Origin of the sequence: Paenarthrobacter aurescens, assembly GCF_025421775.1 — a bacterium.
Taxonomy (GTDB): domain Bacteria; phylum Actinomycetota; class Actinomycetes; order Actinomycetales; family Micrococcaceae; genus Arthrobacter; species Arthrobacter aurescens_B.
This window is the reverse complement of sequence record NZ_JAOEFX010000008.1, coordinates 209,564-223,180: the sequence shown is the minus strand read 5'-3', so window position 1 is coordinate 223,180 and position 13,617 is coordinate 209,564. Positions and strand designations below refer to the sequence as shown.

Genomic DNA, 13,617 nt, shown 5'->3' with positions numbered 1-13,617 from the left:
GGGCGCTATTCGCGCTGGGCTGACGGGCTTGGGCCAAAAGGGGCCTCCTGTGCTGAACGGCCACCCCTGATATGGGCGGCGGTTGCTGTGATCTGGTGTGGTTGGATCCGCGGGGAGGTTCCTGGGCATCTGGAGAGTGCACTGCCAGCCCGGCCCTGAACCGCACAGTAGCTGGCGTTACAGGACTCTTGCTGGGTGATGTGATCTTCAAAGCGTCCGTGGCGGAAAGCGAAACAACGGACTGTGCCGGTGGTACCTGCCTGGCGGAAAGACCTGGCTTGGCTGATATGCCAAGGGCGGGCCTGCATCGCGGGCGGTGCCGTGCAACGCCTGATGACTCAGGCGGTTTCGGCTGATTACTCGAAGATCAAGAACATGCGTTCCACATTATCATCCGGTGTCAAACCGCCCCTTCGCGGGGGCAGTTTCCCATGACGTCAATAGCCAACTAATCTGGCAAATTATGGAGTCTGCACACTATTTCACTGCCCAACCAGCTGGACCGTTCACCAGAAAGCCCTTGACGGTGGAACTCGCTGGAGCAACACGCCATCTGCAGACCTCCTCCGGAATCTTCAGCCCCGACGGTGTGGACAAAGGCACAGCGATACTTCTCTCGGAAGTTCCGCCACCGTCGCCCAAGGGAAACCTGCTGGACATCGGCTGCGGCTGGGGCCCCATTGCCTTGACCCTGGGGTTGATGGCGCCGAACGCCCAAGTCCATGCGGTGGACGTCAACGAACGGTGCGTCACGCTGACGAACGAAAACGCGGTGGCGCTGGGCTTGGACAACGTGACGGCCAGCCTCCCGCACGAGGTGGATCCCGCCGTCGAGTTCGACACGATCTGGTCCAACCCGCCCATCCGGATCGGCAAGGACGAACTTCACTCGCTGCTTTTGACGTGGCTGCCGCGCCTCGCGCCAGGCGGCAACGCCTGGCTGGTGGTCCAAAAGAACCTTGGCTCGGACTCCCTGCAGCGGTGGCTCGCCAATGAGCTGGACAAAACCTACACGGTCTCCCGCGAAAGTACGTCCAAGTCCTTCCGGATCATCCGCGTCAGGAAAGCGTCCCAGTAGCCACAATGACGGCCGGGCCGCTCAGCTCTACATGCTCGCGGCCACCCGCACCGGGGAAGAACTTAACATCCACGACGCCGCCCGGCACGTTGACGTGCCAATCGTTGGGAGCCGTGGTGCCGGCCCAGTGGCGGATGGCGACTGCGGCGGCGCAGGCTCCTGTACCGCATGACTGGGTTTCCCCCACGCCGCGTTCGTGGACGCGCATGGTGATGGATCCGACACCGTCTTCAACCAAAGGCTCCGCAGGGACAACGAATTCGACGTTGGTTCCGTTGGCGGGTTTGGGATCAACCACGGGCGCCTTGAACAGTTGCGTGGCCGAAAGCTCGCTCAGTTCGGCGAGGGCGACCACTGTGTGCGGGTTGCCCATGCTGACAGAGAGGCCCGGTCGTGCCACTTCAAGACCTTCTGCACTGACCAGGGCATCCATGGCCTTGCTGGTGGCTTCCTGCGGGAAGATGAACTCCCACGGACCCATGTCCACGGCATAGCCGTTGGCCGTGCGGACTACTTTCTTAATGCCGCCGCGTGTGCCGATGGTCAATGTTTCGCCGGGACCAAGGTCCACCAATTTCTCTGCAATGAGAAAGTGCACGAAGACGCGCACACCGTTACCGCACATCTCCGACAGGGAACCGTCACCGTTGCGGTAGTCCATGAACCATTCAGCATCCGGATCCTGCTCGAGCAGATCGCGGCCCTCCGGAAGGAACCGTGAAGGGACGGCACGGATGAGGCCGTCTCCCCCAATCCCTACATGGCGGTCGCACAGCTGGGCAACCTGCTCCGGCGTGATCTCGTGGGCGTCCCCGGGATCAGCGATGAGGACAAAGTCATTGCCCGTTCCATGGCCCTTGGAAAATGCAAGCCCGGCAAGGCTCGAAGCGGGCACGGGAGCGCCGGCGGCTGCGGACTGCCGGGCGGGAACTGAGGCGGTTTCATCCATGGATCTAGGCTACCTGCCACGCCTGTTTGGCCTGAAATTACGCGGGCAGTTTCATTGCTGCGGCCACTGCCTTGGCCACCAGTTCAGGATCTTTCCAGTCAAGCCAGGTGATGCGGGGATCCGCCCGGAACCAGGTGAGCTGGCGCCTGGCGAACTGCCTGGTGGCGACGATGGTTTCTTCAGCAGCTGTAGCAACATCAGCTTGGTGGTCCAACACTTTCAGGAACTGCGCATAGCCCAGGGCTCGGGAGGCCGTTTTGCCGTTCCGCAACCCTACGGCGTCGAGCCGTTCAACTTCGTCCAGGAGTCCGGATTCAACCATCCGATGCACCCTCAGCGCCAGGCGTTCCCTCAGTTCCTCCCGGTCCACCGCCAGCCCGATCTGCGAGGCAGGCTGGAAATAGTCGCGCTGCGGCATGAACGAGCTGAAAGCTCTTCCCGTGAGCTGGTGCACCTCAAGCGCACGGATCACTCGACGCGCGTCTCCCAGACGGGCGGCCGACACAGGATCAACTTCCTCAAGGCGGGCCCGCAGGGGTGCGAGGCCCCGCACTTCACACTCCTCTTCCAGCGCCTTTCGGATCATGGGATCGGTGCCGGGGAATTCAAGGACATCGAGCGCTGCGCGTACATACAGGCCGGAGCCGCCCACAAGAATGGCGCGCTTGCCCCTTGAATGGATTTCCCGGATGGCAGCGCGGCATGCTTCCTGGAAGTCCGCCACGCTGGCTTCCTGTGTGACGTCCATGATGTCCAGCAAGTGGTGTGGCACACCCCTGCGCTCGTCCGCGCTGATCTTGGCTGTTCCTATGTCCATGCCGCGGTAGAACTGCAGGGCATCTGCGTTGATGACCTCGCCGTCCAAGGCCAACGCGAGGTTTACACCCAAATCCGACTTGCCGGAGCCCGTAGGGCCAACCACGGCAACTACAGGCTGGGGAACTTCCTGGCTGGAGATCGACATGTGATCCTGGGCCCGGCGTTACGCGCGGCGAACCGGCAAAGATGGCATGCCCAATGACACGCCGGCTTTGCTGGATGCTGTTCCTGGTGCGGGTGCACCACAGGAATCAGCCTGCGAACGATCCCACGCATCTCCCGCACGGGAGCGGCGCAGATGGTAGTCCTCTACGCTGGCTGGATCAGCAACAAGGTGGAAGGCTGCGGCCTCGGTGATGATCACGGTGACAAAATCGCCGGGGCGGGGAGTCTCAGCACCGACGGGCACGGAGAAGTGGACCAGCCTTTGGTCCTTGGACCGACCCGACAACCGATGGGTTTCATCGGCCTTTCGTCCGGATTGGGCGGTGACAAGGATTTCCACCTGACGGCCGAGTTGGTTGGCGTTCTCCTCCGCCGCAATGCGGTCCTGGAGTGCTGTCAGCCTTTCGAAACGCTCCTGCACCACAGCTTTGGGAAGCTGCTCAGGTAAATCCGCCGCAGGTGTCCCTGGACGTTTGGAGTACTGGAAAGTGAACGCCGACGCGAAACGGGATTTCTCCACGACATCAAGGGTCGCCTGGAAATCCTCCTCGGTCTCGCCGGGAAATCCAACGATGATGTCTGTAGTGATGGCCGCATTCGGAATCCGGGCACGCACCTTGTCCAGAATCCCCAGAAACTTGCTGGAGCGGTATGAGCGCCGCATGTCCTTGAGGATTTTGTCCGAGCCTGACTGCAGCGGCATGTGCAGCTGTGGCATCACATTGGAAGTCTCAGCCATGGCATCGATGACATCGTCTGTGAAGGCTGCAGGATGGGGGCTGGTGAAGCGGACCCGCTCCAGGCCCTCGATTTCGCCGCAGGCGCGCAGGAGTTTCGAGAACGCCTGGCGGTCGCCGAATTCCACGCCATAGGAGTTCACGTTCTGGCCGAGCAGCGTCACCTCCACCGCGCCATCGTCTACCAGCGCCTGGATTTCGGCGAGGATCTCGCCCGGGCGCCGGTCCTTTTCCTTGCCGCGGAGCGAGGGCACAATGCAGAAGGTGCAGGTATTGTTACAGCCCACCGAGATGGACACCCATCCCGAATAGACCGAGTCCCGCTTGGTGGGAAGCGTGGAGGGGAACACATCCAAGGACTCGAGGATCTCAAGTTGTGCCTCATTGTTGTGCCGGGCACGGTTCAGCAGCGCAGGCAAAGCCCCGACATTGTGGGTGCCAAACACGGCGTCTACCCACGGCGCCTTCTTCACGATGGTCTCGCGATCCTTTTGGGCCAGACACCCGCCCACCGCGATCTGCATGCCAGGATTGGCGGCCTTGACCTGCCTGAGCTGGCCAAGGTTTCCGTAGAGCTTGTTGTCCGCATTCTCCCGAACAGCACAGGTGTTAAAAACCACCACATCGGCGAGCTCGCCATCGGCCGGCACGTAGCCGGCATCCTCGAGGAGTCCCGCCATGCGCTCTGAATCGTGGACATTCATCTGGCAGCCGAAAGTCCGGACCTGATAGGTCCTGGGCTCAGCCGAAGAAGGGGTGGCAGCTGTTGGGGAAGGAATGGTCAAACTCACTACTCAAGGGTACCGGCTTCTGCCAGTACCTCACCGACGATCCTGAAGGCCATGGATGGCGCGTAGCCCTTGCGTGCGAGCATGGACGCAAGCCGGCGCGTGTACTTGTCCCGCTCCGCGCGGTCGCTGAGGTCGACGCCCGGCCGGAGCTTGCGCTGAACGAGCTCTCGCGCCGCGAGTTCTTCATCCTCATCGCTCAGCTGCGACAGCGCGTCCTCGGCTGCGTCCAGCTCTATGCCCTTGTCCGTCAATTCCCGCCGCAGCGCACCCTTGGCAAGCTTCTTGCTTTGCGAGCGACTGCGGACCCACATCCTGGCGAACTCTGCATCGTCGATCAGCTGAACCTCTTCAAAGCGGTCCAGGACCGCTTCGGCCACGTCCTCGGGAACATGACGTTCCGCCAGCTTGCGGGACAGCTGCAGCCGGCTCCGTGGCGCCATGGTCAACTGCCTCAGGACGATGGCACGCGCCACAGACTCGGGATCGGGCTCTGGGTCGGCGGCTACTGACGAGCCCGGGTCCGGCCCTCTCCTAGCCGTCAACGGCCTTCAACTTTGGGGAGTCTTCATCCGGCTTGACGCCAACGCCAAGCTTCTCCTTGATCAGGCGCTCCAGTTCCTGGGCGAGCTCCGGGTTGTCCCGCAGGAATCGCCGCGAGTTCTCCATGCCTTGTCCAAGCTGATCGCCGTCATATGTGAACCACGAGCCGGACTTCTTGATGATGCCGTGCTCGACACCCATGTCAATGATGCCGCCCTCGCGGGAGATGCCCTGGCCGTAGATGATGTCGAATTCAGCGATCTTGAAGGGCGGGGCCATCTTGTTCTTGACGATCTTTGCCTTGGTGCGGTTGCCAACGGAGTCCGCACCTTCCTTCAGGGTCTGGATGCGTCGGACATCAATACGCACTGAGGCGTAGAACTTCAAGGCCTTGCCACCAGTGGTGGTTTCCGGTGACCCGAAGAAGACGCCGATCTTTTCACGCAGCTGGTTGATGAAGATCGCGGTGGTCTTGGTCTGGCTCAAGCGGCCGGTGATCTTACGCAGGGCCTGGCTCATGAGGCGCGCCTGCAGACCAACGTGGGAGTCACCCATTTCGCCTTCGATTTCGGCGCGGGGAACCAAAGCCGCGACGGAGTCAATGACGACGATGTCCAATGAGCCGGAACCCACCAGCATGTCCATGATTTCCAGCGCCTGCTCACCGGTATCAGGCTGGGATACCAAGAGGGCATCGGTGTCCACACCGAGCTTGGCGGCGTAGTCGGGATCGAGGGCGTGCTCGGCGTCAATAAAGGCGGCGATGCCGCCGGCCCGCTGTGCGTTGGCTACAGCGTGGAGCGCCACGGTGGTCTTACCCGACGATTCCGGGCCATAGATTTCCACCACACGGCCACGGGGCAGGCCGCCAATGCCAAGGGCGACGTCCAAGGCAATGGAGCCGGTCGGAATGACCTCAATGGGTGCGCGGGTGTCGTCACCCAAGCGCATGATGGAGCCTTTGCCGAACTGCTTGTCGATCTGGGCTAGCGCTGCTTCAAGCGCCTTCTCACGATCCGGGGTTGCCGCCATGGTTCACACCTCTGATGCTTTCTCGCTGTGGAGTGGCCCTTAGGGCCGCTTTCCTGTCATGTCAGACGCTATTACGGTGCTGTGACATTTTTAGAAGCCGGTTCCGGCTATGTGGATAACCGTGGCTGCCGGATGCTCTGGAATGCGTCCTTCGGGATCAATTTTCCTCTCACAGGAGCATATCCCCATCCGAACAGATATTCGAACAATGGCGCGGCGTGTCACCGCCCTGCCGGCCGTAGCCGGGTCAATTGGAGGCTGGCTTGATGTCCCGGCCCAACCTGCGTTCCGGCGGAACGTCCTGGACCTCGCACATGGCCAACCACACCTCGCGGGGCTGATAACCGGAGGCCAGGGCTTCCACCGCTGTCCGCCCGCCCACTCCGGCAAGTACCAAGGAGTTGGCCAGGACCCGGGAATAGCCTGCCCCGAATTCGTCGTCCATCAATCGCCAAAAGTCACTTGCCCTCACGGATAGAGTCTCTCATGGAGCCGGACTCTAGAATGGTTGCCATGAGCAATCCTCTTCCGAGCACGCCAGGTCAGGCCGTGCCAGGCGACGCCGTGGACGACGCCCTCCAGCAGGTGGAACACCAGCTGAGCCTGCTCTGGCGCCGCGCCCGTTCGATCTCCCATCAGTTGTCACGCCAGGTCCACCCTGACATGGAGCCAGCCGCCTACGGGCTGCTCACTGTGATCCGCAGGGAAGGGCCCATCCGCCTCACCGAGCTCGCGACCTGCATCGGGGTGGGCAAGCCGTCCGTTAGCCGCCAGATCGCCTTCCTGGAGAGCATCGGCCTCGTCTACAAAGAGGCGGATCCACAGGACGGACGGGCACAATCCATTCGCCTGACGGACAAGGGCGAAGAAAAGATGCACCAGGTCCAGGACGCCCGCAGGCAGGTATTCCGTGAACGCTTGGGCGAGTGGCCCCTGGAAGACGTTCAGACGCTGGCCGACTACATGGGCCGGCTCAACGCCATCTACGGCGATGGCGTACTCAACGTGAGGGAGCCAGAGGTCGACGCCCAGGACAAGCCGGCAGGCGTCTGAGCGGGTTCCGGGGCTATCCCTACTCATTCGACGACAAAGAAGGTCCCCAGCCTTGGGCTGGGGACCTTCTTCATAATCCTTATGGAACGGTTTAGCGGGCTCCGGAGAGCATCCCTTGCGGGAAGTCGTCCGTGAGGTCCAGATCGCGACCGTAACGCTGGGAGAATTCCTGCGGAACGGTGTCGGGTACGGCCACGCCCTCGGCAACCGCTACGCGGTCGCTGACTTCGCGCAGCATGTGGGACAACGGAACATCCAGGGCTGTGCAGATAGAAGACAGAAGCTCGGAAGAAGCTTCCTTCTGGCCGCGTTCAACTTCACTCAAATAACCAAGTGAGACACGGGCGCTGTGCGAAACCTCGCGGAGGGTACGGCCCTGACGCTGGCGGACATCGCGCAGTACATCACCGATCTCGTGGCGTAGTACGACCATTTTGCGCTCCTTCTGTTCGCTCTGTGCCTGATCAGCCAAGCCCACATCCTTCCAGCGGACAACGCCGTTTACGGATACGGGCTGCTTTACCATCTGTATCGCCTTGCTCCCTCGTTCATCCGGTTCGCTGGCTGGCGGACCGGGTTGGTTTCTACATCCTAGGCGCCCCGGCTCTTCCGAAGCGACACAATGACACAACTATTGGCAATCAGTTTTTGTTCCCGGCTACTTTACGAACGGTAACCAATGCCACCCAGCGCGGCAAGAAGACGCGCCAAAGCGGCCTCGCAGGCCTGCTCCCGGACTGACTGCCGGTCCCCCTCAAAGCTGTATTCAAACGCTTCGGTTCCAGCGTCCGCAGCGATGCCAACGAACACGGTTCCTACGGCTTTGCCGTCGTGGGGATCAGGTCCGGCCACTCCGGTTGTGGATACTCCAATGCTGGCACCGCAAGCGCGCCGGGCACCGTCGGCCATGGCTTCCGCAACAGCACCGTCAACGGAGCCGACGTCGGCAAGCAGCTGTTCCGATACCCCCAGGACTCCGGCCTTGACGGAGTTTTGATACGCAACAACTCCGCCCTGAAGCATCCCTGAAGCGCCAGGAGTATTGGCCAGGGTGGCCGCTACCATTCCAGCGGTGAGCGACTCAGCCGTGGCCACCGTGAGCTTCCTTGCGATCGCCGCGGCGACCACCGCCGTCGACGTCTCTGCTGCGGCGGTGACGGCGTCACCGGACGTCATGCGCGACGCCCCGCTGCCCGCAGCTTAAGGGCTTGGATGACGTATTCGACGCCGGTCCACAGGGTGATGGCAAGCGCCAGCATCATGACCCAGAAGGCGACGTCGCCCAGCCAGGGGGCGATCGCCTTGAGGGGAAGGATGTACAGGAAAATAGCCACGGTCTGGACCACCGTCTTCAGCTTTCCGCCCCTGGAGGCCGGCATGACGCCGTACCGGATCACGACGAACCGAAGCGCGGTAATCCCCCACTCGCGGACGAGGATGAGGATGGTGACCCACCACGGCAGTTCCCCCAGGATGGACAGGAGCACCAGCGCGGAGCCGATCAGCAATTTGTCGGCAATGGGATCGGCGATCTTGCCGAAGTTGGTGATGAGGCCGCGCGCCCTGGCGATGTCGCCGTCGAGCTTGTCCGTGTAGATGGCTATCGCGAAGGCCACCACGGCTGCCCAGCGCCACAGGCCGTACTCGCCGTTGTCGGCGAGCAGGAACCAGACGAAAAACGGAACCAGGACGATGCGGAGCATCGTGAGGATGTTGGGCAGGTTCCAGACATCGGAGTTGCTGGACGTCGCGTTATCACCCTCGGCTGTAGTCACCCCTCTAGGCTACCGTCTTTGGGCTGACGCCTTTGAAGCTAGCGCCCCGTCAGCGACCAGGCGTCTTCGCCGCCTTCGTCGTCGTCATCCGGGCCGTCAGCGCCATCGTGATACTCAATGGCCTGCGTCCGGTTATCCAGGTCCGCCTGGACCAGGTCTTCCGCGTAGCCGCCGACGGCGATATTCGAGTTCGCGTTATCGCTCAGTGCCGCGGTATGAGCGTCGGGCGCAGCGGGTGATTCCTGGCCCTTCATCGCGGCAAGTACGGCAGCGAGGTCATCGGGCTTGACCAGGACATCGCGCGCCTTGGAACCCTCCGAGGGACCCACAACTCCACGGGATTCGAGGAGGTCCATGAGGCGGCCGGCCTTCGCGAAGCCCACACGCAGCTTGCGCTGAAGCATGGAAGTTGAGCCGAACTGCGTGGTGACAACGAGCTCAGTAGCCTGCAGCAGGACTTCGAGGTCGTCTCCAATATCATCGTCGATCTGCTTCTTGGGCGCCTCTGCGGCGACATCGTCCCGGTAGACGGCCTGGAGCTGGCCCTTGACGTGCTCCACCACCTTGTGGATCTCGGACTCCGTCACCCAGGCACCCTGGACACGCATGGCCTTGGAGGCGCCCATGGGCAGGAACAACGCGTCACCTTGGCCAATGAGCTTTTCGGCGCCCGGCTGGTCCAGAACGACGCGGGAGTCCGTCACGGAGGACGTTGCGAACGCCATGCGGGATGGGACGTTGGCCTTGATCAGGCCCGTGACGACGTCCACGGATGGACGCTGCGTCGCCAGGACCAGGTGGATACCGGCGGCACGGGCCAGCTGGGTGATGCGGACAATAGAGTCTTCGACGTCCCGGGGAGCGACCATCATGAGGTCGGCGAGCTCGTCCACGATGACCAACAAGTACGGGTACGGCTTGATGACGCGCTTGGAATCAACAGGTGGCACCACTTTGCCTGCCCGGACGGCCTTGTTGAAGTCGTCAATGTGCTTGTAACCGTAGTTGGCGAGGTCGTCGTAGCGCGCGTCCATCTCGCGAACCACCCATTGCAGGGCCTCCGCGGCCTTCTTCGGGTTGGTGATGATGGGTGTGATGAGGTGCGGGACACCCTCGTATGCCGTGAGCTCCACACGCTTGGGGTCAACCATGACCATGCGGACCTCGTCAGGCGTGGCGCGCATGAGGATGGACGTGATCATGGAGTTCACGAAGCTCGACTTACCAGCACCGGTGGCGCCGGCCACGAGCAAGTGGGGCATCTTGGCGAGGTTTGCCACCACGTAGCCACCCTCAACGTCCTTGCCGACACCCATGACCATGGGGTGGTCGGTACGGCGGGCATTCTGGCTCCGCAGCACGTCTCCCAAGGAGACGGTTTCGCGGTCCGTGTTGGGAATCTCGATGCCGATTGCGGACTTACCGGGAATGGGGCTGAGGATACGAACATCGCTCGACGCCACCGCGTAGGAAATGTTCTTCGACAGAGCAGTAACCCGCTCAACCTTGGTGCCGGGCGAGAGCTCGATCTCGTAGCGCGTCACAGTGGGACCACGGCTGAAGCCAGTCACAGCGGCCTCGACGTTGAACTGCGTCAACGTGTCCGTCAGGGCGGCGACGACGGCGTCGTTCGCTTCCGTGCGCTCCTTCGGAATGGAGCCCGGCGTCAGGTAGTCCGAGGCCGGGAGGGTGTAGGTGACATCCCCGGCCAACGACAACTGCTCCGTGCGCTGCGGAATCGGCGCCTGCGGGAGCGGCGCACCAGCCGGCTTCGCGGGAACCTGGGCGATAGTGGGTGCGGGAGCGCTCACTTCCGGGATGATGACCGGAATAGCCTCGGTGGGGTTGTCGATGCCGGGAGCAGCCCCCAGACCTTGGGCGGCCTTGATCTTACCGACGGCAATCTCAGCCTGGGTGGGGCGCCGTACGCCCGGCGGAACGCGCGGTGCCGACGCGCCGGGAGTTTCGTCGTCGTCCACTATTGCGTGTTCAAAAGCTTCGTCCCCCACATAGCCTTCAAGACCGGCGTCGGGTTCCTCGTCCTTGCCAAAGAAGCGCATGCGCTTTTTCTTTTTGGGCTTTTCTGTTCCGTCGTTTTCGTAGAGGTAGCTGCGGTCGTGGGCGTCCTTGCCCGACTCGTCCAAAAGGTCAACACCCATGAGGTGCTCATAGGCGCCCCGGATCCGGGCCGGAATGGCACCGAACGGTGTTGCAGTGACGATCAGGAAAGAGATGAACGCCAACAGACTGTAAAGGACCACCGGAACAGCCACATGGATCGCGGCCAGGGGCGCAGCGGCAAGGAAGCCCAGCATGCCCCCTGCCCGGCGCAAGCCGTCGAAGCCGTCCGCCACTGTGGGCAGCCCGCCAATAACATGCGCCAGACCGGAACCGGCCAAGGTCATGATCATGAAACCAATGCCCACCCGGTTGTTTCCGCGGCCATCCTGCGGCTTACGGAACAAGCGGAAAGCGCAGACAAAAAGCATGAAGGGCAGGAGCAATGACATCCACCCAAAGGTTCCATTGACCACGCCGTAAACGATGTCGGGAAGCCAGCCCGTGAGACCCCACCAGGCAAAGGTGGCGATCGCGATGCCCAACACGAGGTTGAACAAGGCCGCGCCGTCCCTGCGCTCTGCGGGGTCGAGGTCGCTGACGTCGTAACCGATTCGCCGGACTCCGGCGCCGACCACATGTCCGATCCCCTGCCAGAAACCGGACAGCATGCGCAGCGGCAGCGGAGCCTGGGTCTCGACGACGGCTGCTTGCTTGGTGCGGGCAGTGCTTCCGCGACCATTCCTGGCTGCGGCCGAGCTGCTTTTGGATGCAGCTGCGCCCCGGCCTGTGCCGCCGGATTTACTGCTGGAGCTGCCTCGTGGCGTGGAGGTAGTACGGGTCGCCATAAGTGCCACGGTACCGCAAGGGGGCCCGAAATCCGCGGATTTCAGGCCCCCTTGGGATGCATGTTGCCTCGAGGCTACGCCTCCAGGACCACCGGGATGATCATGGGACGGCGGCGGAGCTTGCGGTTGACCCACGTGCCGATGATTCTGCGCACCACCTGCTGCAGCTGGTGATTGGTGTGGTCTGCGTGATTCAGCACAGCATCTTCCAGCGCGGCGTTGATCTTGGGAATGATCTCGTCGAAGACGGAGTCGTCCTCTGCTACACCGCGGGCATGGATCTCCGGTCCGGAGACGATCTTCCCGGTAGTGCGGTTAATGACAGTGATGATGGAGATAAAGCCCTCATCACCGAGGATGCGGCGGTCCTTGAGGTCCGCGTCCGTAATTTCGCCCACGCTGGAACCGTCCACATAGACAAATCCAACCTCCACCTGCCCAACGATATTGGCCTTGTGGTCCTTGAGGTCGATCACGGTGCCGTTGTCGCTGAGGATAATGCCATCGGACGGCACACCGGATTCCAGCGCGATGTTGCCGTTGGCGATCAGGTGGCGGGTTTCGCCATGCACAGGCATCGCGTTCAGGGGCTCGAGGATGTTGTAGCAGTACAGCAGCTCGCCAGCCGCTGCGTGCCCGGACACGTGAACCTTCGCAGTGCCCTTGTGAATCACGTCTGCGCCCAGCTTGAGGAGCCCGTTGATAATGCGGAATACGGCGTTCTCGTTGCCCGGAATAAGGCTGGAGGCCAGGATGACTGTGTCACCCTGTCCAACTACCACCCGGTGGTCGCCGTTGGCCATCCGGGAAAGGGCAGCCATGGGCTCGCCCTGGGAACCAGTGGACATGAGGACCACACGGTCGTCCGGCATGTTGTCGATGTTCTTGATGTCCACCAGGATGCCGTCCGGCACATCCAGGTACCCCAGCTTGGCCGCGATGGCCATGTTGCGCACCATGGACCGGCCCACGAAGGCCACCTTGCGGCCATGCTTGGCTGCGGCGTCAAGGACTTGCTGGACCCGGTGAACGTGGGACGAGAAGGAAGCCACGATGATGCGCTTCTTGGCCTGCCCAAACAGCCGGTCCAATGTTGGACCGATTTCCTTCTCTGCCGTGGTGAAACCTGGAACGTCAGCGTTGGTGGAATCGGCCATAAAAAGGTCGACGCCCTCTTCACCCAGTCGCGCGAAGTGGCGGAGGTCGGTGATGCGGCCATCCAGCGGCAACTGGTCCATCTTGAAGTCGCCAGTGTGGAGTACCGTGCCGCCCTCCGTCCGGATGAAGACTGCCAACGCATCCGGGATGGAGTGGTTTACGGCTATGAATTCGCACTCGAACGGGCCAAACTGCTCCACCTGGCCCTCAGTAACGGTGAGGGTGTACGGCTTGATCCGGTGTTCCTGGAGCTTTGCTTCCACCAAGGCCAGGGTGAGCTGTGATCCGATCAGGGGAATATCGGCTTTGAGACGCAACAGGTAAGGAACGGCACCGATGTGGTCCTCGTGACCGTGTGTCAGCACGACGCCTACTACATCCTGGAGACGGTCCTCGATGTACGAGAAATCGGGCAGGATCAGGTCGACGCCGGGCTGGGTCTCTTCGGGGAAGAGTACGCCACAGTCAACGACCAGCAATTTGCCGTCGATTTCGAAGACCGCCATGTTGCGGCCGATCTCTCCCAGGCCACCGAGCGGAACAATCCGCAGTGTGCCTTTCGGCAGTTTCGGCGGAGTAACCAGTCCGGGAAGGGCGGTTTGGGTCATATTGTG

Annotated in this window: 13 protein-coding genes; 2 read left to right on the top strand and 11 right to left on the bottom strand. The window is 62.1% G+C overall.

Features of this window, described 5'->3' with window-relative positions:
- Positions 1–463: 463 nt before the first annotated feature.
- Positions 464–1,078 carry a class I SAM-dependent methyltransferase gene (locus tag N7568_RS17605; protein WP_261611070.1) on the top strand — a complete coding sequence of 205 codons (615 nt, stop codon included), beginning with the start codon at positions 464–466 and terminating at the stop codon, positions 1,076–1,078.
- Here N7568_RS17605 and dapF read toward each other — a convergent pair.
- The 6 genes from dapF to N7568_RS17575 all read right to left on the bottom strand — a co-directional run bounded on the left by dapF (position 1,059) and on the right by N7568_RS17575 (position 6,583).
- Complete coding sequence (gene dapF, locus N7568_RS17600; protein ID WP_261611069.1) at positions 1,059–2,027, bottom strand: diaminopimelate epimerase; 969 nt, start codon at positions 2,025–2,027, stop codon at positions 1,059–1,061. The two genes, N7568_RS17605 and dapF, sit on opposite strands and share 20 nt — an antisense overlap.
- A 37-nt stretch (positions 2,028–2,064) precedes the next feature.
- Positions 2,065–2,991 (bottom strand): tRNA (adenosine(37)-N6)-dimethylallyltransferase MiaA, encoded by a 927-nt coding sequence (gene miaA, locus N7568_RS17595; RefSeq protein ID WP_261611068.1) that lies wholly within the window; start codon positions 2,989–2,991, stop codon positions 2,065–2,067.
- 18 nt (positions 2,992–3,009) lie between these two features.
- A complete protein-coding gene (gene miaB / locus N7568_RS17590; protein WP_261611067.1) occupies positions 3,010–4,539 on the bottom strand; it encodes a tRNA (N6-isopentenyl adenosine(37)-C2)-methylthiotransferase MiaB in 1,530 nt (509 codons plus the stop codon).
- Positions 4,539–5,012 (bottom strand): regulatory protein RecX, encoded by a 474-nt coding sequence (locus N7568_RS17585; protein ID WP_439898995.1) that lies wholly within the window; start codon positions 5,010–5,012, stop codon positions 4,539–4,541. Before N7568_RS17585 ends, miaB begins: the two co-directional genes overlap by 1 nt.
- 58 nt (positions 5,013–5,070) lie before the next feature.
- Positions 5,071–6,111 carry a recombinase RecA gene (gene recA / locus N7568_RS17580; protein WP_261611065.1) on the bottom strand — a complete coding sequence of 347 codons (1,041 nt, stop codon included), beginning with the start codon at positions 6,109–6,111 and terminating at the stop codon, positions 5,071–5,073.
- Between the two features lie 247 nt (positions 6,112–6,358).
- The gene (locus N7568_RS17575) at positions 6,359–6,583 is read right to left on the bottom strand and encodes a DUF3046 domain-containing protein (protein ID WP_439898993.1); all 225 of its coding nucleotides are present in this window, start codon (positions 6,581–6,583) and stop codon (positions 6,359–6,361) included.
- 41 nt (positions 6,584–6,624) lie between these two features.
- Between N7568_RS17575 and N7568_RS17570 the strand changes: the two genes are divergently transcribed.
- Entirely contained in the window at positions 6,625–7,164 is a 540-nt protein-coding gene (locus N7568_RS17570; protein WP_261611064.1) for a MarR family winged helix-turn-helix transcriptional regulator, read from the top strand.
- A gap of 91 nt (positions 7,165–7,255) precedes the next feature.
- Here the strand turns inward: N7568_RS17570 and N7568_RS17565 are convergent, their stop codons facing one another.
- From N7568_RS17565 to N7568_RS17545, 5 genes are all read right to left on the bottom strand, one after another.
- On the bottom strand, positions 7,256–7,690 hold the full coding sequence (locus tag N7568_RS17565; protein WP_014921288.1) for a helix-turn-helix domain-containing protein: 435 nt from the start codon (positions 7,688–7,690) through the stop codon (positions 7,256–7,258).
- 137 nt (positions 7,691–7,827) lie between these two features.
- Entirely contained in the window at positions 7,828–8,340 is a 513-nt protein-coding gene (locus N7568_RS17560; protein WP_261611063.1) for a CinA family protein, read from the bottom strand.
- Positions 8,337–8,939, bottom strand: coding sequence for a CDP-diacylglycerol--glycerol-3-phosphate 3-phosphatidyltransferase (gene pgsA / locus N7568_RS17555; protein WP_261611062.1), 603 nt, complete (start codon positions 8,937–8,939; stop codon positions 8,337–8,339). The genes N7568_RS17560 and pgsA overlap by 4 nt, the downstream gene beginning before the upstream one ends.
- 38 nt (positions 8,940–8,977) lie before the next feature.
- Positions 8,978–11,845 carry an FtsK/SpoIIIE family DNA translocase gene (locus tag N7568_RS17550; protein WP_261611061.1) on the bottom strand — a complete coding sequence of 956 codons (2,868 nt, stop codon included), beginning with the start codon at positions 11,843–11,845 and terminating at the stop codon, positions 8,978–8,980.
- A 74-nt stretch (positions 11,846–11,919) separates the two neighbouring features.
- A complete protein-coding gene (locus tag N7568_RS17545) occupies positions 11,920–13,611 on the bottom strand; it encodes a ribonuclease J (RefSeq protein WP_261611060.1) in 1,692 nt (563 codons plus the stop codon).
- Positions 13,612–13,617: the final 6 nt, after the last annotated feature.

Coding starts and splice junctions, on each gene's coding strand:
- N7568_RS17605 (WP_261611070.1), top strand. CDS start 464: ATGGAGTCTGCACACTATTTCACTGCCCAACCAGCTGGACCGTTCACC.
- dapF (WP_261611069.1), bottom strand. CDS start 2,027: ATGGATGAAACCGCCTCAGTTCCCGCCCGGCAGTCCGCAGCCGCCGGC.
- miaA (WP_261611068.1), bottom strand. CDS start 2,991: ATGTCGATCTCCAGCCAGGAAGTTCCCCAGCCTGTAGTTGCCGTGGTT.
- recA (WP_261611065.1), bottom strand. CDS start 6,111: ATGGCGGCAACCCCGGATCGTGAGAAGGCGCTTGAAGCAGCGCTAGCC.
- N7568_RS17570 (WP_261611064.1), top strand. CDS start 6,625: ATGAGCAATCCTCTTCCGAGCACGCCAGGTCAGGCCGTGCCAGGCGAC.
- N7568_RS17565 (WP_014921288.1), bottom strand. CDS start 7,690: ATGGTAAAGCAGCCCGTATCCGTAAACGGCGTTGTCCGCTGGAAGGAT.
- N7568_RS17560 (WP_261611063.1), bottom strand. CDS start 8,340: ATGACGTCCGGTGACGCCGTCACCGCCGCAGCAGAGACGTCGACGGCG.
- N7568_RS17550 (WP_261611061.1), bottom strand. CDS start 11,845: ATGGCGACCCGTACTACCTCCACGCCACGAGGCAGCTCCAGCAGTAAA.
- N7568_RS17545 (WP_261611060.1), bottom strand. CDS start 13,611: ATGACCCAAACCGCCCTTCCCGGACTGGTTACTCCGCCGAAACTGCCG.